The 23900-nt window shown below is 51.4% G+C and carries 18 protein-coding genes; 9 read left to right on the top strand and 9 right to left on the bottom strand.

Going from position 1 to position 23900, the window contains the following annotated elements:
- Window positions 1-8 precede the first annotated feature (8 nt).
- From AC5JLP_RS34855 to AC5JLP_RS34845, 3 genes are read left to right on the top strand one after another with little or no spacing between them, the layout of a single operon-like run.
- On the top strand, window positions 9-2876 hold the full coding sequence (locus AC5JLP_RS34855) for a hybrid sensor histidine kinase/response regulator (protein WP_496072474.1): 2868 nt from the start codon (window positions 9-11) through the stop codon (window positions 2874-2876).
- A gap of 1 nt (window position 2877) precedes the next feature.
- Window positions 2878-3927, top strand: a complete 1050-nt coding sequence (locus AC5JLP_RS34850; protein ID WP_496072473.1) for a chemotaxis response regulator protein-glutamate methylesterase — start codon at window positions 2878-2880, stop codon at window positions 3925-3927.
- A gap of 55 nt (window positions 3928-3982) precedes the next feature.
- The gene (locus tag AC5JLP_RS34845; protein ID WP_496072472.1) at window positions 3983-5494 is read left to right on the top strand and encodes a response regulator; all 1512 of its coding nucleotides are present in this window, start codon (window positions 3983-3985) and stop codon (window positions 5492-5494) included.
- 43 nt (window positions 5495-5537) lie between these two features.
- On the opposite strand, the gene AC5JLP_RS34840 is transcribed toward AC5JLP_RS34845, so the two are convergent.
- The 7 genes from AC5JLP_RS34840 to AC5JLP_RS34810 all read right to left on the bottom strand — a co-directional run bounded on the left by AC5JLP_RS34840 (window position 5538) and on the right by AC5JLP_RS34810 (window position 11591).
- Window positions 5538-6272 (bottom strand): ABC transporter ATP-binding protein, encoded by a 735-nt coding sequence (locus AC5JLP_RS34840; protein WP_496072471.1) that lies wholly within the window; start codon window positions 6270-6272, stop codon window positions 5538-5540.
- A gap of 170 nt (window positions 6273-6442) precedes the next feature.
- A complete protein-coding gene (locus AC5JLP_RS34835; protein WP_496072470.1) occupies window positions 6443-6670 on the bottom strand; it encodes a ferredoxin family protein in 228 nt (75 codons plus the stop codon).
- Window positions 6671-6804: 134 nt separating this feature from the next.
- The gene (locus AC5JLP_RS34830) at window positions 6805-8058 is read right to left on the bottom strand and encodes an ATP phosphoribosyltransferase regulatory subunit (RefSeq protein ID WP_496072469.1); all 1254 of its coding nucleotides are present in this window, start codon (window positions 8056-8058) and stop codon (window positions 6805-6807) included.
- On the bottom strand, window positions 8058-9023 hold the full coding sequence (locus AC5JLP_RS34825) for a J domain-containing protein (RefSeq protein WP_496072468.1): 966 nt from the start codon (window positions 9021-9023) through the stop codon (window positions 8058-8060). Before AC5JLP_RS34825 ends, AC5JLP_RS34830 begins: the two co-directional genes overlap by 1 nt.
- 165 nt (window positions 9024-9188) lie before the next feature.
- Window positions 9189-10010: an inositol monophosphatase family protein gene (locus AC5JLP_RS34820; RefSeq protein WP_496072467.1), complete on the bottom strand. Its 822-nt coding sequence runs from the start codon at window positions 10008-10010 to the stop codon at window positions 9189-9191.
- A 284-nt stretch (window positions 10011-10294) separates the two neighbouring features.
- The gene (gene rpaB / locus AC5JLP_RS34815; RefSeq protein ID WP_496072538.1) at window positions 10295-11029 is read right to left on the bottom strand and encodes a response regulator transcription factor RpaB; all 735 of its coding nucleotides are present in this window, start codon (window positions 11027-11029) and stop codon (window positions 10295-10297) included.
- Window positions 11030-11393: 364 nt separating this feature from the next.
- Window positions 11394-11591 (bottom strand): hypothetical protein, encoded by a 198-nt coding sequence (locus tag AC5JLP_RS34810; RefSeq protein ID WP_496072466.1) that lies wholly within the window; start codon window positions 11589-11591, stop codon window positions 11394-11396.
- Here AC5JLP_RS34810 and carB point away from each other — a divergent pair.
- From carB to AC5JLP_RS34780, 6 genes are all read left to right on the top strand, one after another.
- The gene (carB, locus tag AC5JLP_RS34805) at window positions 11568-14810 is read left to right on the top strand and encodes a carbamoyl-phosphate synthase large subunit (RefSeq protein ID WP_496072465.1); all 3243 of its coding nucleotides are present in this window, start codon (window positions 11568-11570) and stop codon (window positions 14808-14810) included. The two genes, AC5JLP_RS34810 and carB, sit on opposite strands and share 24 nt — an antisense overlap.
- 770 nt (window positions 14811-15580) lie before the next feature.
- Window positions 15581-16537, top strand: coding sequence for an RNA polymerase sigma factor, RpoD/SigA family (locus tag AC5JLP_RS34800; protein ID WP_496072464.1), 957 nt, complete (start codon window positions 15581-15583; stop codon window positions 16535-16537).
- Window positions 16538-16704: 167 nt separating this feature from the next.
- On the top strand, window positions 16705-17049 hold the full coding sequence (locus tag AC5JLP_RS34795; protein ID WP_496072463.1) for a DUF760 domain-containing protein: 345 nt from the start codon (window positions 16705-16707) through the stop codon (window positions 17047-17049).
- Window positions 17050-17176: 127 nt separating this feature from the next.
- On the top strand, window positions 17177-18358 hold the full coding sequence (gene mutY / locus AC5JLP_RS34790) for an A/G-specific adenine glycosylase (RefSeq protein ID WP_496072462.1): 1182 nt from the start codon (window positions 17177-17179) through the stop codon (window positions 18356-18358).
- 454 nt (window positions 18359-18812) lie between these two features.
- Entirely contained in the window at window positions 18813-20099 is a 1287-nt protein-coding gene (locus AC5JLP_RS34785; protein WP_496072461.1) for a GTP cyclohydrolase II, read from the top strand.
- A gap of 162 nt (window positions 20100-20261) precedes the next feature.
- On the top strand, window positions 20262-21578 hold the full coding sequence (locus tag AC5JLP_RS34780) for a URC4/urg3 family protein (protein WP_496072460.1): 1317 nt from the start codon (window positions 20262-20264) through the stop codon (window positions 21576-21578).
- Here the strand turns inward: AC5JLP_RS34780 and AC5JLP_RS34775 are convergent, their stop codons facing one another.
- On the bottom strand, window positions 21579-23402 hold the full coding sequence (locus AC5JLP_RS34775) for a GAF domain-containing sensor histidine kinase (RefSeq protein WP_496072459.1): 1824 nt from the start codon (window positions 23400-23402) through the stop codon (window positions 21579-21581). It abuts the gene before it with no gap.
- A gap of 170 nt (window positions 23403-23572) precedes the next feature.
- Window positions 23573-23803, bottom strand: a complete 231-nt coding sequence (locus AC5JLP_RS34770; protein ID WP_496072458.1) for a hypothetical protein — start codon at window positions 23801-23803, stop codon at window positions 23573-23575.
- Window positions 23804-23900 lie beyond the last annotated feature (97 nt).

The raw sequence follows: 23900 nt of genomic DNA, 5'->3' as shown, positions 1-23900 counted from the left end.
AAGTGACTATGAGCGCGTACTCCAAACTAGATTTATTTCGTCGTGAGGTGGATACCCAGGTTGCCATCCTGAAGCAAAGTTTGGCGATGCTTAAAACGCAGCCATCTGCGCTCGCAGAAATCGATCGCGCGGTGCGATCGGCTCACTCCCTATGGGGAACGGCTCGCCTCGTCGAGCAAGAAGCAGCGGCACATCTTGCTCACCACATGAAGGAGTGCTTTGCTGCTGCTGAGCAACAAACCATCACATTGGACGATGAGCATATTGATGTGTTGCTCCATTCAGGGGACTTGCTTCTCAGTCTCAGTCGTTCACCAGAAACCGAGATGGATCATTGGATGACAGAACATGCTTGGGATTTGGCAACAACGCAGAAAACGATGGGTTTGATCGCAGGTTTGGGGAATCAGCGGTCAGCAGTCAGCAGTCAGCAGTCAGCAGAGAAAAGCAATGGAGAAGATAGAAGAACGGAAGCCATAACTCAGGAAGCGGCTCATGATCTGCTGGTTGATCACGTGTTGAACTCCGATCTCAATGCTGCATCCGCTTCCACATCTACATTCGCGGCAGATGCTAATATGGATGACTCCATGATGGATCTCTTCCGGCTGGAAGTTGAAGCTCAAGTGGCAATTCTCAACGATGGCTTGCTGGCACTGGAAAGCAAGGAACATTCGGTGCAGGCGTTAGAAACGTTGATGCGGGCTGCCCATTCGATTAAAGGATCTGCCCGCATTTTGGCGTTGGAGTCTGTTGTGAAGCTGGCGCACGTGATGGAAGACTGTTTTGTCGCGGCTCAACAAAAGACGCTTGTGTTGAATTCCGATCGTGTGGATGTGTTGCTGCAAGGGGCGGATTTGCTGCAAGGCATCAGTCAGTTAAGTCATGCAGAGATCCCGCACTGGTTAGCGCATCAAGAAACTGCGTTTAGCCACACGCGGTCACGCCTCGCCAACATCCTGAACCCTGGTGCGGCACGTTCCGTTGTATCATCGCCTCCGCAGCCTTTAGCGTCCACCTCGATCGCACCAGCACCTGAATCCATCTCGACAGTATCGATTAATCAGAATGGAATCGCTCCAGCAGATCATCTGCCATCAGAACGATCGGAGGCTGGTGCAGAACCAGTACCTGCTCAAGATCGCGTGGTGCGGGTCAGTGCCGAAAATCTGAATCGCATTATGGGTTTAGCAGGTGAATCACTGATTGAAGCGAACTGGCTGCAACCCCATGCCGATTCCATGATGTCGTTAAAGTGGCGCTTGGTAAACCTCTCACGAACGCTGGAGCAGTTGCAGGATACCCTCGATCGTGAGACATTTTCTCAGGATAGCAGGGACTTTTTAGACCAGGCACGTCAAAAAGAACAAGAGTGTCTTGGCTTTTTGAGCGATCGCCTGAACGAGTTAGAACTTTATGCCCAACGCACGGCAAACCTATCCGATCGGCTCTACCGGGAAGTGATCACATCCCACATGCGCCCGTTTGCTGATGGGGTACAGGGCTTTCCACGCATGATTCGCGATCTGGCACGGAAGTTGAATAAGCAGGTGCGGTTGGAGATCTCAGGCAAAGCCACTCCCGTCGATCGAGACATTCTCAAAAAGCTGGAGGCCCCGCTGACCCACATTTTGCGTAACGCCACTGATCATGGGATTGAGAGCACCGAAGAGCGTCTTGCTGCTGCTAAGCCTGCTGAAGGCACCATTCGCTTAGAAGCCTTTCATCGGGGTGGCATGTTAGCGATTACCATCACAGATGATGGATGCGGCATTCATCCTGAATGGCTACGTCAAAAAGTGCTTAGCAAGAAGCTAGCAACGCCAGAAATGGTGGCGCAGATGAAAGAGGCTGAACTGCTAGAGTTCATTTTTCTGCCTGGGTTTTCTACCGCGAAGCAGGTTACAGAAATCTCAGGACGCGGGGTTGGGCTGGATATTGCCAAAAGTATGGCGCAAGATGTGGGAGGCACGGTGCGCGCAGTTTCCCAGGTTGGGAAGGGAACGAGCTTCTATTTCCAACTACCATTGACCCTATCAGTCGTGCGTACTTTGCTCGTTGAGCTTTCGGGAAACCCATATGCTGTTCCTTTAGCCCGCATTGATCATGTGTTGACGATCGTTCGCTCAGAGATTTCAGATGTGGAAAATCGTCAATATTTCACTATGAACCAGCAGACGATCGGGTTGATTCCGGCCTATCAAGTCCTGGAGCTACCAGAACCAACAGTACAGGCTGAAGCCCTATCCATCGTGGTCATTAGTGATCAAGCCAATGCTTACGGGTTAGTGGTCGATCGCTTTTTGGGTGAGCGCGATTTAGTGGTCAGACCGCTTGATCCTCGATTGGGTAAAGTGCCGGACATCAGTGCGACATCTCTGCTGGCAGATGGAACACCCGTGTTGATTGTGGATGTGTCAGATATGGTGCGATCGATGGATGCGTTGCTCAGCAATAAAACTCTGGCAAAAGTTGGTGTCACTCCAATGAAGCCAAACCAGGATCAGCGCAAGAAAATTCTGGTTGTGGATGATTCCATTACCATTCGTGAAATGGAACGAAGAATCCTGGAGAATCGAGGCTATAAGGTTGATATTGCGGTTAATGGAGCCGATGGCTGGAGTGCCGCTCGCACCAATCATTACGATCTGGTCATTAGCGATGTGGATATGCCCAAGATGAATGGTATTGAACTGATCCGTCAGATGAAAGGGCACGCGCGTTTACAGTCTGTGCCCATTATGATTGTGTCTTACCGCGATCGTGAAGAAGACCGACTGCAAGGACTTGAAGCGGGAGCCGACTACTATCTAACCAAAAGCAGCTTTCAAGATGACACGTTTGTTGAGGCAGTCGTGGATTTAATTGGGCAGTGACATGAAAATCGCGATCGTCAACGACTTAGCCATTGCTGTTGCGGCCTTACGGCGAGTAGTGCAAACAGTCCCCGATTATGACATCATCTGGACAGCCAAAGATGGGTTAGAAGCCGTCACTCGCTGCGCCCAAGAGACACCCGATCTGATTTTGATGGATTTGTTGATGCCCGTGATGGATGGGGTTGAAGCTACCCGCCAAATCATGCAAAAGTCGCCCTGTAGTATTTTAGTGGTGACATCCAGCACCGAAAAGCACGTCAGTCGTGTGTATGAAGCCATGTGTCACGGTGCTCTGGATGCGGTGAATACGCCTATTCTCAACGCGGCTGATAGCACTCAATCCGCGAAAGCACTCCTTGCTAAAATTGCCACTCTTCGCAAGTTAATTAGGCCCGTCACGCCAACCAGTAGACCGATTTCATCAACGCTTGTTCCATCAAAGTCAACTGCCTTTGAGCGATCGAGTCCTCGCTTCTCTACCCCTCCCATCATTGCCATTGGGTCTTCTACAGGTGGCCCCAAAATGCTGGCAACGGTATTGTCGAAATTGCCTGTGGGATGCAAGGCCGCGATCGTCGTCGTGCAGCATGTGGATGTTCAGTTTGCCGCAGGGCTGGTTTCCTGGCTAGACCAGCAAATTAGTCTGCCTGTCCGGGTGGCAAAAGCGGGTGAACCTCTGGAAGCAGGTACGGTGCTGGTTGCAGGTACTAACGATCATTTGTATATCAAGCCCGATCTCACATTGGGCTATATCAGAGACCCGATCGACTATCCCTATCGCCCCTCAGTAGATGTCCTTTTCAAAAGTTTGGCCGATCGCACCACGCAACGAGGCACGGCTGTGCTGCTCACAGGAATGGGGCGTGATGGCGCAGAGGGACTGTTGGCGCTACGATCGTGCGGCTGGCACACCATTGCTCAGGATAAAGCAAGTTGTGTGGTCTACGGTATGCCAAAAGCGGCTGTGGAATTGAATGCAGCCATAGCAGTATTGCCTCCAGAGGCGATCGCCACAGCTTTGTTACAAACGCTCAAACCCGCCCGTTAATCGTTATTCCATCTCTATCCCATCACTCCCACACTCCCACGCTCCCACACTCTTCATGGACGAACACATTACAGTTCTACTGATTGATGATCAATCCATCATTGCAGAAGCCATTCGGCGCATGCTGTCTTCTGAAATCGACATTGCCTTTCACTATTGTAGTGACCCAACTCATGCGCTGAAAGCGGCTGCAAACTGCCAGCCTACCGTCATTCTGCAAGATTTAGTCATGCCGCAGATGGATGGATTGCTGCTGGTGGAATTTTTGCGTTCCCAAGATGTGTCCACATGCCACACACCCTTGATTGTGCTATCCAGCAAAGAAGATCCGGTGATTAAGGCCAAAGCCTTTGCCTTAGGCGCAAATGATTATCTGGTCAAGCTACCGGATGCCAGAGAACTCATCGCACGCATTCGGTATCACTCCAAAGCGTATGTAAACTTCCTGAAGCGGCAAGAAGCAGAAGCCCTCTTCAAGGCAGAAATTCTACGGCAGGCTGCCTATATTGAGCAGGTGGGGAAGGTGACAACAGCGGCCTCAGATGTAGAGCGTGATGCGTTTCAACCGGATAAGTTGATTGAAGTGGCCGATCGCAGCGATGAGTTGGGACAACTGGCGCGGGTGTTTACCAACATGGTGAGAACCGTCAAAGCGCGTGAACAAGAAATGCTGGAGGCAAATCAACAGCTTGAGGAGCTTCTCACCGCTTACGAGCGCTTTGTTCCTAACGATTACCTCCGCTTTCTCCGCAAAAAAAGCATTACTGATGTGCAGTTAGGCGATCATGTCAGCAAAGTCATGGGTGTCATGTTCTCTGATATTCGCTCCTTCACCACCCTGTCTGAAAGCATGACGGCAAAAGAGAATTTTGCTTTTGTGAATTCCTATCTCAGTCAGGTTAGCCCTGAAATCCGTAACCATCATGGCTTAATTGTGAAATTCCTGGGTGATGGCATGATGGCTGTTTTTCCAGAAGGTGCTGATGATGGTTTGGCAGCCGGAGTCGCAACCCTTAAAGCCGTCGATCGCTTCAACGAAGCACGGCAATCATCTGCTGCTCAACCCATTCGAGTGGGCATTGGCATTCATTTAGGCCAAATGATGCTGGGCATGGTCGGCGAAGCAAACCGAATGCAGGGCGACGCCTTTTCCGATGCCATTAATCTCACAGCACGGCTGGAAGGCTTAACGAAATTCTATGGCGTATCGTTGCTGATCTCTGGACAGGTCTTAGACCATCTCAGTCACCCTGAAAAATACCAGATTCGCTTTCTAGACCGGGCGATCGTCAAAGGCCGCAGTGAACCGATCGCGGTCTACGAAATTTTGGATGGCGAATGTGAAGCCGTGCGATCGCTCAAACTTCAGACTCAATCAGATTTTGAACAGGGAATAGAGCACTACCGCACGGGCGATTTAGCTAGCGCAAGAAAGTCCTTTAAGAACGTGATTACCGCCCACCCTAGGGATAAAACCGCCCAACACTACCTTGAACGAGTGGAGATTTTGCGCGATCGAGGCATTCCTGATCATTGGAATGGGATATGGACATTCAGTGAAAAGTGACCGCGAAGAAGGGGTATAGAAACGCTTTAGAAGGTGCTCACTCTCATTCATGAGCCGTCGTTGCACCCAGGTATAGTTCGCCAACTTTGGGATTGTTCAATAAATCAATGCCGCGTCCCTCAAAGCGATCGCGTCCGGCTTCAAGCACATACCCTCGATCGGCCATTTCCAGTGCTTTACGGGCATTCTGCTCCACTAGGACGATCGCCATCCCGCTCTGGTTAATGCGCTTTACTTGTTCAAGCACCGTGTTGACCAGAATCGGTGATAGTGCAGCGGAGGGTTCATCGAGCAAAAGCAAGCTTGGTTTGAGCATCAACGCTTTACCCATCGCCAGCATTTGGCGCTCCCCTCCCGAAAGGGTTCCTGCTCGTTGCTTACGCCGATTTGCTAGCGCTGGAAACGTGGCAAAAATTTCCTCCTTGAGCGGTTGCAGCGGCACATGGCGCACAAAAGCTCCCATTTCCAGGTTTTCTTCTACGGTGAGAGAGCGAAACACATTGGCAATCTGAGGAATATACCCCATGCCAAGCTGCACAATCTGGTCAGACTTCAGCCCTGCAATACTCTTGTCCTTAAAGACGATACTGCCCGTATGCGGAGTTAGCAGACCAAAGATGGTTTTCGCCAACGTCGATTTACCAGCACCGTTCGGCCCAATCACTGCCACCAACTCACCCGGATGAATTTTGAAATTAACCCCCTGCAAGATATCCAGGTCTTTGATGTACCCGGCGCAGACGTTTTGAACTTCAAGGAGAGGAGAAGAGTCAGGCATGGGAAGGGGGAGGAAAGGCAGAGGGCAGAGGGCAGAAGGGGCAGGGGAAGCAGAGGGAGCCAGGGAAGCTGAGGAGGCAGGGGGGCAATTCAAAATTCAAAACTCAAACCTTCTACGCTGACGGCTGACCGCTGACGGCTGACCGCTCAATTAGCGCCAATCTTCGATCCCTACTTTGGCGTTTCTTGTAAGTCGGGTTGTTCTTCAGGCACGATCGCACCTTCTACGGGGCAAACCTGTAAGCAAATGCCGCAGTCGATGCAGGTAGCGAAATCAATCCAGTACCAGTCCGTACCCTTTGCATTTTTGGCAGGACCGGGATGGATGCAAGCAACGGGGCAAGCATCCACACAGTCAGCAACGCCCTCACAGGTATTCGTAACGATTGTATGCGACACAGTGTTTTCTCTAAGGTTGTTGGTTGTAAAGCCCTAAAGCCTTGCAGGCATACAAGAAAGGGCATATCAGAAAAGTGGTTGGTTGTTAGAAAGGAGTGAGGCTAACAGCTAACCAACAATTAACTACTCTATGATCACGGGTTCACAGTTTCAACTGTGGCGTTGCCATCAGGCTTTACCCAAGCGATTTGGGTAATGCGGCGATGTTGCGCGTAACGGTGAGCGTCTTCTGTAGAACGGGTTGCCAGGTCAAGCTCAACCCTGACGGCATCGGCATTGCGTAGGGTTTGAGCATATACAAGCGCCGCTGCATACGCCTGATGGCTTTCTGGCACCACAAGCCAATCACTACTGGGCGTCTGCTGGGGCAGTTGACCTGTAGGTAGCAACACCTGGTGCAAATGCTCAAGCTGGAGAGCAAAGCCAATGCCGGGATAGGTTTGCCCTTCAGGATGGTACAACCCCAAAAGTTGGTCGTAGCGTCCGCCCTGCCCCAACACGTGCTGTCCGGCTTCACTGGTATTGACTACTTCAAAGACAACCCCTGTGTAGTAGTCGAGGGTGCGGATGAGGCTGAGGTCGAGGATGAGGGAGTGGGGAGTGGGGAGTGGGGAGTGGGGAGTGGGACGTGAAGGTAGGCGATCGCTTTCTTCCAACAGGTCAACCAGCGACTTCAGGTTCGTTAAGGCACGTTGCTGAGCCGGATCGAGATCCAGAGTGGCGATCCGTTGTAGTACATCGGCGGGACGGCCTCGCAAGTCAAGCAGCAGGAGCGCTCGTTCACGCAAGGCTGCCGACATGGGCATGGTTTCTAACGCCATACGATCGAGCTTGGCAATGGCTTTGCGTACTTTGTCTCGCAAGGGCGACGGGAAGACGGAGAGGAGCGATCGCGTGAGTCCGGCTTCTCCTAAAATAATCGACCACTGCTGCAACCCCAGACTATGGAGACAGTCCACTACAAGTAGCAACACTTCGGCATCGGCAAGCAACCCGCCCGTGCCTAAGAGTTCTACACCTGCCTGATAAAACTCCTGCTGACGGCTGTAGCTGCTTTCCTGCGCGCGCTGAAAGATGTTGGCGTTGTAGTACAGGCGCAACGGGTGCGTAGAGCCTGCCATACGAGTTGCTGCTGTACGGGCGATCGAAGCCGTTAATTCGGGGCGTAAACCCAACTGCTCATCGTCTGAGTCCTGAAGCTGGATGACAGTCGATCGCTGAATTGCCCCCCCGGCCATTAGCGTATCCAGTCGCTCCAAGGTTGACGTGATGATACGGTGGTAGCCCCAGCGATGAAAGACTTGCTGGAGGCGATCTTCAATCCAGCGTTTTTGAGTCACGTCCAAGGGCAGCAGATCTCTCGCTCCCGCTGGTGGTTGGTACACCATTATTTCTTCTTCCCGCCAAAAAGACCAAAAAGACCACCACCCGCTTTGTCGTCTGGTTTCTTACCTGAAGTCTCTTTTGGTGCTCCTGGTTTTGCGGTGGAGCCTGTGGTCTTACTAGCAGGCTTTTGTGCTTGTTCCAGGCGTTGTATCCCTTCGTGTGCCATTGTGTCTTGTGGGTTAAGCTGCAAAGCTTTGTTGAAGTGAATCTTTGCCATTGTCCCTTGATTTTGCTTCAGGTAGATCATTCCCATCAAGCTATGGCAACGACTGTTGTTTGGATCAGCTTGCAGAGCCTCTCGCAGTTCCAAAATGGCCTGAGCAAAGTTGTTCTTGGCAACAAATCCTTCGGCACGTCGGTAATATTGGTCAGCCTGAGATTCTCGGACTGGTGGCGGAGCGGCTACCGGAGCTTGCGATCGCGCAGTGGGCGGCATAGCTTCTGAACTCTGGGGGGGCGAGGATTTTTTCTCGCCCGTTTGGAGTTCACCCTTGGCTTCCTTCCGCATTAAGTAAACCAGGTTCAATTCGCTGATTTGCGCCGTTAGTTCCAGCGTTTGATCGAGCAGTTCGTATTGCTGCGCTGCCAAATCTTTGAGCGAATTGATATAGAAATGGTCAGGGTTAGTCGAGGTAGAAAGCTGCTTCGCTAGGGGGCCGAGTACAAGTTCGCCTTGCTGTCGCAACGCTTGTTGTCCCTTCAGCTTCAGCACGATCATATATTCACTACGATCGCGCTCCTGCGACAGCTTCTCCCAGGCAGGATTGACGAGCTTTGACAAGAGATCGCTTGCCTGTAGCCGAGACGCCTCTGTCTCAGACGACGCACTATCTGGATGAAGCCGACGGGCGATTTTAAGATACCGCTTGCGGATGTCCTTGATTTCAGCATCCACTGGCACTCCCAGAATGGCGTGATGATCGATGAAGTCTAAAAGAAACAGCCCACGAGCGATTTGGAAAGACATGGTGCAACTAATTGCCTGTCGATGAAATTCCTTCTAGTGTAATAGCTGAAAGCGAGTGTAGCTTATCAAAAATTAAGAACTGATCGCTTTATCTCCGCTTCATCAGAGAGTTCTGCGTTCGGGATGTCAGAAGCCAGGAGTCAGCTTTTACCTTTAGCCCACTCCCTACTTCCAACTCGATAGCGGCGGCACGGTTCGCAGCGCTTCGCTTAACTGAGGATGCAGTGGCCCATTGGTTGCCAAGATGCGGCCCGATCGAATGTCCATTGGGCTGTGATCGTAGGCCGTCACCATTCCCCCGGCTTCTTCAACCAGCACAATGCCAGCAGCAATATCCCAGGGTGAGAGTCCGCGTTCCCAATAGCCATCAAAGCGACCACACGCCACGTAGGCCAAGTCCAAGGCAGCAGAACCGCTACGGCGAACCCCTTGAGTCAAGTGCGTGAGGTGGCAAAATTCAGCATAGTTATTGTCGATTGTTTGGCGACGATCGTAGGCAAAGCCCGTCACCAACAAACTTTTTTCCAGCGACGCCGCTTTGGAGACCTGGATTGCTCGTCGATTGCAGGTTGCTCCCAGCCCTTTAGCCGCCCGAAAGAGTTCCTGGCGAGACGGGTCAAAAATTGCGCCTACTTGCGGCACCCCATCGATCAATAAGCCTACCGAAACGGCTGAAGCAGGGTACTGGTGAGCGTAGTTGGTTGTACCGTCTAAGGGATCGATCGCCCACAGACAGGAACTCTCCTGGTTTCCCAACTGCCCCGACTCTTCCGTCAAAATATTGTGATCGGGCACATGGCGATGCAACACCTGCAAAATGATAGCTTCGGCAGCTTTATCGGCCTCGGTCACCAAATCGCCAGGGCGACCTTTTTCCTCGATCGCTTCCAGGTTGCCCCAGTAGGTTTGCAAAACGGTTCCGGCTGCCAGAACAGCTTCTGTCGCAACATCAAGAAAAATTTGGAGTTGGCTGAAAGCAGCAGTCATAGGGCAAATAACGTGATCAATGGACACTATAGCGACTCCTACGCACAAGCGATACTGCGAATGAGAAGTTAGAAGTCAGAAGTCAGCTAACCCTAAGGATCGTGGATTTAATAAAACCGAATATTTGCGTAGGATGTGTTAGCACCGCGTAACGCATCGTCTCCGAGGCTGGTGATGCGTTACGGCTAGCGCCTAGCACGTCCTACAAAAGCCGATTTTATTTAATTCTCACTCCTAAGGGAAGCAAGCTACAGCGGTCAACTTTATCCTTCATCCCTCATCCCTCATCCCTCCGCGCGAGAAAACACATACCCCTTGCCCCGAATCGTCACGATCGACTCCGTTGATTCAGAGCCATCCGGCAACACTTGCAGCTTTTCTCGTAAGCGCGAAATGTGGACATCCACAATGCGGACATCACCTAACCCTGGCTGGTTATAGCCCCACACCTTTTCTAGGATTTCCAGCCGAGAAATGCAGTTACCCGCCTGACTCACCAGCAGCTTCAGCACGTTAAACTCCATATCGGTCAGCCGAATCAAAACATTGTTTTTGTAGACTTTGCGCGTGTGCGGTTCGAGGCGCAGCGAACCAACCTCCAGCACTCCGTCGATCGTCCCCTCCTCGCTCGGTTTATCGATTCGACGTAGAATACAGCGAATGCGGGATTCTAATTCCTTCGGTGAAAACGGCTTCACCATATAGTCATCGGCACCCGCTTCCAGACCCGTGATGCGATCGGCGACATTTGCCAGAGCCGTCAAGAGAATAATGGGCACAGCAGACTCTTTGCGTAACGTGCGGCAAACCCCATATCCATCCATTACAGGCATCATGACATCTAAGACGATGAGATCGGGAGCCTGCTGACGAAAGCTGGTGAGCGCTTCTGCGCCGTCAACGGCTGTTGAAACGGTATAGCCCACCATAGACAGGCGAGTTGCCAAAATCCGACGAATATTCGCGTCATCATCCACAACCAGAATGGTTTGCTTAGGACGCTCTAAGCGATTCAACATTTGGGTCACAGCGAATGGTCAAACTTTAAAGTGAGCAAACAAAAGACCGCCGCAATCTTACATAGCTTCGGTCTGTCAGGAGCCAGTCAAGCCCTTACTGGTGAAGCGATCGCCCCAGGTACAACCAGCGAATCGAACTGATGTTGTCCACTGAAGCTTCAAGTTGCCTCCAGTTCACCTTACTTCACGTGGTGTTCTTCCAGAGGCTTCCACTTGAGAGAGCAGCGAGCGCCTACCCACAGTCATCTCTTTAACAGTCATCTCTTTAAGTATGACGGATCTCTCAGCAAGATCACCAAGGAAACAACCATGAGGAGTGAGTTTTGAGGCAAAGACATCACGCTGGCCCCCTTGCACTCCTCCATTAGACAGAAGCAACGAAGCTAGCGATCCCTGTCGCTTGCAGCGCGATCGCCCAGGTAACATCAACCAGCACATGCACATCACAAACCTTGGGATTAGAAAAAAGACTACCGTCTAAGTGAAAGAAACCCTCTACAATAATTGGGATTTTAGCCCTCGACCCTGGATCACCACCATGCCACGTCGCAACGACCTCCACAAAATCCTTCTGATTGGCTCTGGGCCGATTGTGATCGGGCAAGCCTGCGAGTTTGATTATTCGGGCACACAAGCGTGTAAAGCCCTGCGGGACGAAGGCTACGAAGTCGTTCTGGTCAACTCCAATCCAGCGACGATCATGACTGACCCGGAGACCGCTGATCGCACCTACGTTGAGCCACTCACCCCTGAAATTGTTGCCAAGATCATTGAAAAAGAACGGCCTGATGCTTTATTGCCAACAATGGGTGGACAGACAGCGTTAAATCTAGCAGTGTCACTGGCAAAAAACGGCACGTTGGAAAAATATGGTGTGGAGTTGATTGGGGCAAAATTGCCCGCGATCGAAATGGCAGAAGATCGCAAGCTCTTTAAAGAAGCGATGGCGCGCATTGGCGTCGGAGTTTGTCCCTCTGGCTTGGCTACAACGCTGGATGAAGCGCGACAAATTGGGCACGAAATCGGCAGCTATCCGTTGATTATTCGCCCTGCTTTCACTATGGGCGGCTCTGGTGGCGGTATTGCCTACAATCAGGAAGAATTTGAAGCCATTTCTCAGTCGGGCCTGGATGCCAGTCCGGTATCGCAGATCTTGATTGAAAAGTCGCTGCTGGGCTGGAAGGAGTATGAGCTCGAAGTCATGCGCGACCTGGCAGACAACGTGGTCATTATCTGTTCGATCGAAAACCTTGACCCAATGGGCGTACACACAGGAGACTCCATTACCGTCGCACCTGCCCAAACCCTGACAGATAAAGAATATCAGCGCTTGCGGGATGCCTCAATCAAGATCATCCGCGAAATTGGCGTAGAAACAGGTGGCTCTAACATTCAGTTTTCCGTCAATCCCGATAATGGCGACGTGGTGGTCATTGAGATGAACCCCCGTGTGTCGCGCAGTTCGGCGCTGGCATCCAAAGCAACGGGCTTCCCGATCGCCAAAATGGCAGCCAAACTTGCAGTGGGCTACACGCTAGACGAGATTCCCAATGACATTACAAAGAAAACGCCTGCCAGCTTCGAGCCGACGATCGACTACGTTGTGACCAAAATTCCCCGCTTTGCCTTTGAGAAATTCCCTGGTTCTACGCCGACGCTCACCACCCAGATGAAATCGGTGGGCGAAGCAATGGCGATCGGGCGCACCTTTCAAGAGTCGTTCCAGAAAGCGTTGCGCTCAATGGAGACTGGACGTGCAGGCTGGGGGTGCGATCGCAACGAGAAAGTGCCTAGCTTGGAGCAAATTCGCGCTGGCTTGCGGACTCCCAATCCAGAACGGATCTTTACCATCCACCATGCGTTTCAAATGGGCATGACGGTGGACGAAGTGTACGAACTCACCGCGATCGATCCCTGGTTCCTCGATAAGCTGTACGACCTGCTAGAAACCGAAAAGATTCTCAAGCGCACGGCTCTCAAGAGTCTGACCAAAGAGCAATTGCTGGCGATTAAACGACAGGGGTTCAGCGATCGTCAAATTGCGTTCGCCACAAAGATGACTGAAGACGACGTGCGTACCTATCGCCAAACGCTCGGCGTGATCCCAGTTTACAAAACCGTCGATACCTGCGCGGCAGAATTTGAGGCGCTGACTCCCTACTACTACTCCACCTACGAAGAGGGTGAAACCGAAATCCTGCCGTCTGAAAAACGCAAGGTGATGATTCTGGGTGGAGGTCCCAACCGGATTGGTCAAGGCATCGAGTTTGACTACTGCTGCTGTCATACCTCCTTTGCCCTACGAGCGGATGGTTTCGAGACGATCATGGTCAACTCCAACCCCGAAACCGTTTCGACCGACTACGACACCAGCGATCGCCTCTACTTTGAACCCTTGACTAAAGAAGATGTCCTTAACATCATCGAAGCCGAAAACCCAGAAGGGGTGATCATTCAGTTTGGTGGACAAACCCCGCTAAAACTCGCCGTTCCCTTGCAGAAATATCTCAGCAGCGACCAATGCACCGTTGACACCAAGATCTGGGGCACCTCTCCAGACGCGATCGACACGGCTGAAGACCGGGAGCGCTTTGAGAAAATTCTGCGCGAACTCGACATTAAGCAACCTGCCAACGGTCTTGCCCGTAGCTACGGTGAATCGTTAGAAGTCTCCCGCCGCATCAACTATCCCGTTGTGGTGCGTCCCAGCTACGTGCTTGGCGGACGCGGCATGGAGATCGTCTACTCGGATGCCGAACTGGAACGATATATGACCTACGCGGTGCTGGTTGAACCTGATCACCCTATTCTGATTGACAAGTATCTGGAAAACGCGGTGGAAGTAGATGTAGATGCGATCGCGGATCAAACGGGGCATGTCGTCATCGGCGGCATTATGGAACATATCGAAGAGGCTGGTATTCATTCTGGTGACTCTGCCTGCTCCCTACCATCAGTTTTCCTCAGTGAAGCAGTCCTTGACCAGATTCGGGCGTGGACGGTTGAACTGGCAAAAGCCCTCAAAGTTGTGGGGCTGATGAATATCCAGTATGCAGTGCAGGGTGAACAGGTGTACATTTTGGAAGCCAACCCCCGTGCCTCGCGTACTGTGCCCTTTGTCTCGAAGGCGATCGGCGTACCGCTGGCAAAAATGGCGGCTCGTGTGATGTCTGGTAAAACGCTTGCAGATCTCGGCTACACGCAAGAAGTGATTCCCAAGCATATTGCCGTCAAAGAAGCTGTCCTACCCTTTGAGAAATTCCCTGGCACCGACACCATTCTCGGCCCCGAAATGCGCTCAACGGGCGAAGTGATGGGCATTGACGACAATTTTGGCACCGCGTTTGCGAAAGCCGAACTGGGCGCAGGTCAACGCCTACCGCTGAAAGGCACGGTATTTGTCTCAATGCGCGATCGTGAAAAAGCGGCTGTTGTCCCAGTGGTTAAAGAGTTTCTGGAACTGGGTTTTCATGTGGTTTCGACCGAAGGCACCCGCAAAGCGCTGCGTGAACAGGGCGTAGAGGTTGAACTGGTGCTAAAGCTACACGAAGGCCGCCCCAACATTATGGACGCGATCAAAAATGAGAAGATTCAACTCATTATTAATACACCCTCTGGTGAGGAAGCCAAAGCTGATGGTCGCCTGATTCGTCGCACTGCGCTATCATATAAGATCCCGATCGTGACGACGATCGCGGGTGCTCAAGCAACCACCGCTGCCATTCGATCGCTCCAGTCTCAGACGCTTTCAGTAAAAGCATTGCAGGACTACATTCATTAGTAGGACTTACGCAAAAGCGATCATCTTTCGCCCTCTAGCCCCCAATGCTGGGGGAACCGAGCCAATTAAAGCCCTCAGCATTGGGGGTTTGGGGGCAAATGCGTAAGTCCTAATTGCTTATCAGCCATTATCTCATCAAGGAGCAAATGCCTTCTCGCCTGAAACGTTGTTGCCAATTATGGCAATCGGGTTAGGTATAAAGCAGTCTACCTGGTGCATACCCGTGCTGTTGGTCATTAGCAATCTCACCATGCTCTAAGAAAGCTGATGCTTCTTAACAAAAAGGTTCTTAAGACAAGCTGAATATTTGTACTGCTTTGGTTTTTACTGGGGCATTTTGTTTTATGGGATGCATTTGTAGAGCTTAATCCTGAGTAGTCTTATCTAAACTCAAACCGTATATCGTTCGTCGTCCCTATATCTTTATGCCTTAGAAAATCCTTCGCTAGGTATATACGTCCCCTCTCAGGAATGTTACATTTGTTCATATGCTATATCAGCAATCGTGATTCAAGTTGGCAATGCGGGTTTTCTGCTCTTTGACAGCACCTCGAACGTCACTACCCTTCTTTCACATTCCACTGTCGCTGCTGTATGACGCCTTGTGTGGCCTGACGTTGCTTCTAGCTTGGTGACCAAGACTTGCGGATGGAAGTTGCGGGTTCATTGCTTAGATATTTCAGCTCAAAGGTATCGTTTCAGTTTCGTCGAAAGCTCTCTCTGGCTGCTGATCCCAGCCTTCTATTCACTGTCACTACCTCAACAGCGCTATGAAGACCGCTCAAACCTCAACTGATTTAGTACGCGCTTACTTAAGAGAAATTGGTCGTGTGCCTCTGCTGACCCATGAGCAAGAAATTCTCTATGGCAAACAAGTGCAAAGGCTAGCCGTAGTGTACGATGCCAAAGAACTGCTTTTTGAGCAGTTGGGACACGATCCAGCGCTGGCGATCTTGGCACAGAAGGTTGACCTCTCCGTGCCGGAATTACAGCAGGCGATCGCCGAGGGCGAAAATGCGAAGCGCAAAATGGTGGAAGCAAACCTGCGTTTAGTCGTTTCGGTTGCCAAGAAGTACACCAAGCGCAATGTCGATCTGCTGGACTTGATTCAGGAAGGTACGATCGGGATGCAGCGCGGGGTAGAAAAGTTTGATCCCACTAAGGGCTATCGGTTCTCAACTTATGCCTATTGGTGGATTCGTCAGGCCATTACCCGTGCGATCGCCGAAAAGGGCCGCACCATTCGGTTGCCCATCCATATCACTGAAAAGCTTAACAAGATCAAGAAAGCCCAGCGGCAACTCTCTCAGCAACTCGGACGTGCTGCCACTGCTTCTGAACTGGCGAGCGAATTGGAGCTAACCCCGCGACAGGTTCGCGAATATCTAGAGCGATCGCGCCAGCCGCTTTCTCTAGATCTGCGCGTCGGCGACAACCAGGATACCGAACTAGGTGAACTGCTAGAAGATACGGGCGCTTCGCCAGAAGATTTCGCCTTACAGTCTTCTCTACGTGCTGACTTAGAACGCTTGATGTCAGATCTCACGCCCCAGCAGCGTGAAGTGCTGGCGCTGCGGTTTGGCTTGGAAGACGGTCAAGCCTTGACCCTGGCAAAAATTGGTGATCGCCTCAATATTAGCCGCGAACGGGTGCGCCAGATCGAACGCGAAGCCCTAACAAAGTTGCGGAAACGCAAGGCTGCGATCGGCGAGTATTTAGCGAGTTAGTTGTTAGTTGTTAGTTGTTGGACAAAAAGTTCTAACAACTAACAACTAAGTGCTCCATGTACGCCCATCCCCCACACATAGTTCGGTTCTACTCACTTCGGTTATCAGCAAGACGTTGATACATTTGTTGATATAAATCCACAGCAGTTTAGCTTGAGGTTCCTTAAGTGAACAACACGTCAGACCGGATGCCAGAGTTTCTCGGCGGTGCTGAGTCCAGCAATCAGTTTCTGAATTACGTCCAATCCTTGAGTCCAGAAGCCATCGCTCAACTTTCTCGCCCCGCTTCGTCGGATGTCTTTCAAGTGATGGAGCGGAATATTGTTGGCTTACTAGGGGCACTACCTCCTGATAGCTTTAACGTTATGGTTACGACCAGTCGCGAAGATTTGGGTCGTTTATTGGCTTCTGCCATGATGAGTGGCTACTTCTTGCACAACGCTGAGCAGCGGATGGCGTTTGAAACGTCTCTTGCAGCCACCACAGCAGATAGTTCTAGCTCAGAAGGTTAAGCCCCCTTAAGAGGGACGTGACGAGAGCGATCGCGCTTCAAGGTTGTCCTCTCTTCTGGTTGCGATACGTGATTGCGATACACTAAGGAGCCAGATCTGAAGCTCACGTATACCTACCTCTCCTGTCATGTCGCGTAAGTCCATTGACGATCGCACCGTTAAAGCCTCAAACCATTTCTTACAGCCTTCTTTGAAGCGGGCAGATGATTGTAGTCATCTGCCCGCTTCTGTGTTTGCCAGTCTTCAATACAACCTGTTGGTTTGGTATGGTCAATTTGGGCGCGTTTTGCCCTGGCGACAGAGCCGTGATCCTTATGCAATTTGGGTTTCGGAGATTATGCTTCAGCAAACTCAGGTAAAAACGGTGATGCCCTATTACCATCGCTGGCTGGACGTGTTTCCTACCGTGCAAACGCTGGCGATCGCAGAACAGCAAGCTGTACTCAAAGCCTGGGAAGGGCTTGGGTATTATGCTCGCGCTCGTAACCTGCATCGTGCCGCTCAAACCGTGATGTTGCTTTATAACGGAACTTTTCCTGATCGGCTGGTGGACGTGATGCAATTACCGGGCATTGGACGCACAACAGCAGGTGGCATTCTCAGCGCGGCTTTCAATCAGCCCTTAGCGATTTTGGATGGTAACGTGAAGCGGGTTTTAGCACGGTTAGTCGCGTTACACGTCTCGCCAAATCGCGCATTGCCCTACCTGTGGCAACTTTCAGAGACCCTTTTGGATCAGCAGCAACCGCGTGATTTTAATCAGGCCATCATGGATTTGGGCGCAACGGTGTGCACGCCTCATCAACCGTTATGTCCAGTTTGTCCGTGGAAAGAGCACTGTCAGGCTTACAATCAAGGCATTCAAGCAAAGCTGCCTATGTCTGAAACGCGTGCGCCTCTGCCCCACAAAACCATTGGGGTTGCTGTGATCTGGAATGACCAGAGACAAATTCTCATTGATCGCCGTCGCCAGGAAGGACTGCTCGGTGGCCTGTGGGAATTTCCGGGCGGCAAAGTTGAGGCAGGCGAAACGATCGAAGCCTGCATTCAACGCGAAATTCGAGAAGAGTTGGGAATTGAAATTGCCGTTGGCGATCGCCTCATAGTGGTTGACCATGCCTACAGCCATATTCGCGTCACTCTGCAGGTGCATCACTGCCGCTATGTTGCTGGTGAACCACAAGCGATCGAGTGTGATGAAGTGCGCTGGGTCACGCTCACCGAGCTTGAGCAATTTCCCTTTCCAAAAGCAAACGGGCAGATTATCGAGGCGCTGAAGCAGGAAGCAGGAAGAAAGGATGAAGGCTAAAGGCTAAGACTGTAGCTTGCTTCTGCGGAGCAGTAGGCTAAAGGCTGAATGCTGACGGCTAAATTTATCCCTCACCCCACTTCTTTCCCCCACTCTCCCTGCCTTTCTGCTGCCTGCATCACTCCACAGGCAAACCTCAATTGGTAGAATCGTAGGCTCTACGCGTGGCAAAGATCACACCTGATTGCATGTCAGTTGTCTGATTTGGGCTTTATATAGCTGTTGTCCTAAAGGTGAATATAGCTGTTGTCCTAAAGGTGAGGACATAGGGACCAAAGGGTGTGTGGGTTGCCCTTAACCAGGGATTCCACCCCTGCACACCGTCCTAACCAATCTGGCTATGGCTACGCCAGTCACTGGAGGCGGCACGATCGACTGCTTCAAAATCAAAGCTGTCAAGTGTAGAGGTTATCGTCTAGCGTTCTCTTCACGTCTATTCTCATTGGGAGCATCTATGTCCAGCGAAAAGATAGAGTCATCCAGCGAAAAGATAGGGTCGCCGTCGAAACATATTGTTCTGACCTCCCACCCTACCCGCTTTGGTCCCAAACCTCTCCCAATTCAGTGGGGAGCGGCAGATCCGCTTGTGCGGGGAGCGATCGTTGGCACTTTGACTAAGGCGGCTCATCGAAATGTGATTGGTAGTCACTCTGGGGCTTACGGCATCTACAGAGCGTTAGCGGTTGCAAGCGGTCAGCTTCAGTCTGACCACCGAGCAGACCTGACGAATACTTCTCCCGCAGCGCTCTTGGGGCCATACCCGGCCTGGTCAGATCCAGAGAAGATTGTGTCACTAGACCCCTTTGGTGCCCTGGTTGGAGAGGTCTATAAACCGCTCTATGATCAGGGATACGACATTCGCCCCACGATCGCTATCACAAAGGCGCACATCAACATGCCCGAACTTCAGGAGGCGGCGGCGAAAGGTCGCCTGAAGGTGGACGGCACGATTATGAAGGGCAATGGCGATCTGGTGGTGACGAAAGCCGCGATCGAACCTGTCTGGTATCTGCCGGGACTCGCTAAACGGCTGAGCGTGACAGAATCAACGCTACGACGAACGTTGTTTGAGCAAACAGGCGGCATGTTTCCGGAACTGGTTACACGTCCCGATCTCCATGTCTTTTTACCGCCGATCGGTGGCATGACGGTCTACATTGTGGGCGATGTGACGGCCATTACTGATCCCGATCGAGAACTTGCCGTGCGGATTCATGACGAGTGCAACGGCTCCGATGTCTTTGGCTCTGATATTTGTACCTGCCGCCCCTATCTAGTGCATGGCATTGAGGGTTGTGTGCAAACCGCGCAGGCAGGCGGAGCGGGTGTGATTGTCTACTTCCGTAAAGAAGGTCGTGCCTTGGGTGAAGTGACAAAGTTTTTGGTCTACAACGCCCGCAAACGTCAGGAAGGGGGCGATCGAGCGGATGCTTACTTTGCGCGGACAGAATGCGTGGCTGGTGTGCAGGATATGCGCTTTCAGGAACTCATGCCCGATGTCCTTCATTGGCTGGGCATCACACGCATCGATCGCCTGATTTCTATGAGCAATATGAAGTACAACGCGATTACCCATTCAGGCATTACAGTCGTCGAACGCGTACCCATCCCGGATGACATGATTCCAGCCGATGCTCAGGTGGAAATTGAGGCCAAGAAAGCGGCTGGTTACTATACCGAAGGTCAGGTACCAACGGAGGCCATTTTAGCCACGGTCAAAGGCCGCGATCTTAGCGATTAGTCGTTGACCTTTTGTAGGGATGTCCCACGTAACCTCCCTACAGAAAGACACAAAAGGTTGGAACCATTACCCACCTTTGGTTAACAACCTGCATTCGCCTAGCTCAATCTTTGGTTTATTCGACCGAAAACTGCTGTAATGCACAATCCTTGAGAAGGGAGCATGACCTTTAAACTACTCAATCCAGAGGACTCTGCCGCGATCGCCTACCTGCATTCTCCCCTTGCGATTCGAGAGCGCTGTGGGCAACTGTTCGATCTGGCGTGTGCCGATAAACTGCGGTACTTTCGTTGCGATCTCAGTCAATTGGATCGAGTCGCTGAATATGTGATCCAAATCACGCGTGAAAGCTACCCGGATTTGAACATTCCGTTTCATAGCCGTTGGCGACATTTTGAAGTTGGGGATTCCACACGGCTAACGTTGCTAGATGAAAAGCTGGCAGGGTTAACACCGCTAGCCAAAGCTCAGGCAAAGTTTGATTTGGCGATCGTGAGTGTGCTGTTGGATGCTGGCGCAGGGGATCGCTGGCAATACACCGAACCGGGAAGTGGGCAAGTCTGGCGACGATCGGAAGGTTTAGCGATCGCCAGTTTCCATGCGTTCTGTCAGGGAGTATTCTCCAGCGATGCCAACCAACCGTTGCAAGCAGACGCGATCGGGCTACAAACGTTGACTGAAGAGGCGTTAAGTGAAGCGTTTCAGGTCAGTGCCGAAAATCCACTAGTGGGTGTCCAGGGTCGGCTAAACCTGCTACAGCGCTTGGGCAAAGTACTTCAAGACAGCCCTGACGTCTTTGGTGTTCAAAATCCTCGTCCTGGGTGTTTAGTCAATTACTTACTGAGGCAGATCCGAGACGGGCAGTTAGAAGCCAGTGCTGTTCTTAGTGTCGTACTCTCTGGCTTAGGAGCAATCTGGCCTGGAAGGCTCACGATCGCAGACGTTAACTTGGGTGACGTTTGGGTGCATTCGGCACTACCAGACGATCAACCTTACTCGCAACTGGTGCCGTTTCACAAACTTTCCCAATGGTTGACTTACTCACTATTAGAGCCACTACAAGCATTAGGCACAGAAATCTCCTTAACTGAGGAGGAAATTGCTAGTGTTGTTAAAATAGAACCCCTTCAAGCCACTCTAGAGATCATCGGTTTAGATGCCCTTACAGGTTTGCCAGAATATCGTAATGGTGGTTTGTGTGTTGACTTAGGACTACTGCAAATCAAAGATCCGATCGTCTTACAACAAAAACATTTGTCCAGTGCCGAGGCGATCGTCGAGTGGCGTGCGTTAACCGTCATTTTGCTCGATCGTCTGGCTGAAACGATCCGACAGCAGCTTCACCTAACCGCAACCGATCTGCCTTTAGTCAAGATCCTTCAGGGCGGCACCTGGGCAGCAGGACGACAAATTGCCGCAGAATTGCGACCAAGCGGTAGGCCCCCGATTCAAATTGAAAGCGACGGGACTGTTTTTTAACTAAGACGTAATCATCACAGGCTCTTGATACAGTAAAGCGGTAAAGGTCACAGTGGAGCCTAGCCCTTCACCCATGCTGTAAAACCTTACATCGCCGCCCATCGCTTCCACCAGCTTCTGAGAGATGGCTAACCCCAGCCCAGTGCCCCCATACTGCCGCGTGCGTGAGCCGTCGATTTGGCTAAATGATTGAAACAGCCGATCTTGTTTATCCAGAGAAACGCCAATCCCGGTATCAGCAACACGCACCTTCACCATACCAGGAAGCTCCTGGTTCTGAAAGTTGATTTTCTTCTTAATCACTTCGATGCTGATCGTCACACCACCTTCATGGGTGAACTTAATGGCGTTGCCAACCAGGTTAAACATCACCTGCTTCAGCCGCAAATAATCACCGAATAAAATGATTTCGTCGTCAGTGGGTGGCTTTTGAATTTCAAAGCTCAGCTTCTTGAGATGCATCTGGCTATGGGCAAAGCGCTTCACATCATGCAGCAGCTCGCTTAAATTCACAGGATTCAGCTCAATTTGCAGCGTACCAGCTTCAATCTTGGCGATGTCTAGTACGTCTGTGATGATTTCTAGTAGGTGCAGGGCTGACCCATACGCTTCTTTAATAAACTCATACTGTTCTGCTGGATCGTCTGCCATGCCGTCCAGAATGAGCTTTAAAAAGCCAATCATGCCGTTGAGTGGAGTCCGCAGCTCGTGAGAGGTGTTTGCCAAAAACTCACTCTTGAGTCGAGAGGCTTCTTCTGCTTGCCGTCTAGCCTCCTCAAGTTCGCGGTGCTTCTGGATCAACCTGCCATTCGCCCGTTGCAGTTCTACTGTCAAGGTATTGCTCTCAGTAAAAAGAGATGCATGGGCGATCGCTGTCCCCACCTGATCCGCCATTTCCTGCATCAACTCAAGCTCAGCCTCCGTCCACACACGGGATCGATCGCACTGGTGCAGTACAATCAGTCCGTTCGGTTGATCCAGATAGCAGGTGGCGACCACCAGCGTTGATTGCTGCTGAAAGTTCGTGTCCAGTCCTTGTAGATCCGAACTACCTTGCGCAACGATGGGTTTCAGTGAGGCGATCGCCGCAGCTAACACCGGATGATCAGCCACCCAAAACTCCAAGTCCATCATTGAGGGAAAGGCTTCCTGGCAGTATTCTGCTACCACCTTGACTTTAGGGGTGCGCTGCTCGTGGACACGCTCATAGGGAAAAACAAGACAGCGACTGGTTCCCAGGGCTTTGCCTAAGCCCTGCACTGTCTGCTGCCAAATAGTGGGTAAATCCAGTGTGCGGCGAATATTCGAGGCAATCTGAGTCAGCAGTTTTTGATAGCGATCGGAACTCAGGGAAATCACCGGAAAATCACTAGACAATACATCCTCCAGAGGCATGGACTCTTCTAGTCCCGGTGCGGTTGCATCTACTGAGGCAAGAATTAAGCGCCCTGCGACCACAACATTTGTTGGCGATCGTTGTGGTACCAGAACAGGGCTCATCACCAAATCAAACAGCAGCGTTTGTTCTGCAACACGAAAGTAGCAGCAGAAATGCTCTGCAACAAGGCAACTCAGTACACGCTGAATGCGCTCTAGATAGGCAGTTACATCGACAGGACTAAAGACCTCGCTGATGCGACTACCAATTACCCGGTCTGGCACAACATCACATTGGGACGCTTGTTGCCAACGAAACGACAAATAGCGCCCTGCCCCATCTTGAAGAAAGACTAATTCATCCGTAAGTTCCGGCAACTGCTCTTTTGCCGCTGTGAATGCCAAACCTTCTGACGGGGGACGTTGAAAATCTGTAGGAGAGGTCATCAGAGCCAGAATGGGGTTTTAAGGAGCGCTCAAGGCAATCACGCAGGATAGATGCAATCAAATTCTGGGCGTTAGGATGTCTTAATGAAAGCGATATCAACAGAGCGGAAACCAAGGCTCAAGCAGCACAAGCTGCAAACCGTATGGTGAGAGTGCGATTGGCCCTCACCTTAATCATTCCACTCACCTCGAGGTGGCACAGGCGGATTGCGCTTCAATGTGCGAGCGAGTTCATCTTCTCGCCCACCCTGATTTCTAAGCCATTGTCGAATTGCCACTTCAATCACTTTGCTCGGATCATTGGTCAAGTGCTTAAGCTGGTCTAGCAGATCAGGATCAAGCTGAATAGAAACCGCTACTTTTTCAGTCGGGGGATGAGAATGGACAGCAGGCTCGTTCATAGGGAGAAACCGAAGGGTCTTGGGAAAGAAAGCACAAACCAACGCATGGAATAAATCCATCTTGCCTAGCCTACTACCTGAGCAAAGCGCTAGGCAA

This window comes from Stenomitos rutilans (genome assembly GCF_059505485.1).
The sequence above is the reverse complement of the archived record's forward strand: the minus strand, read 5'-3'. Positions and strand labels throughout refer to the sequence as shown.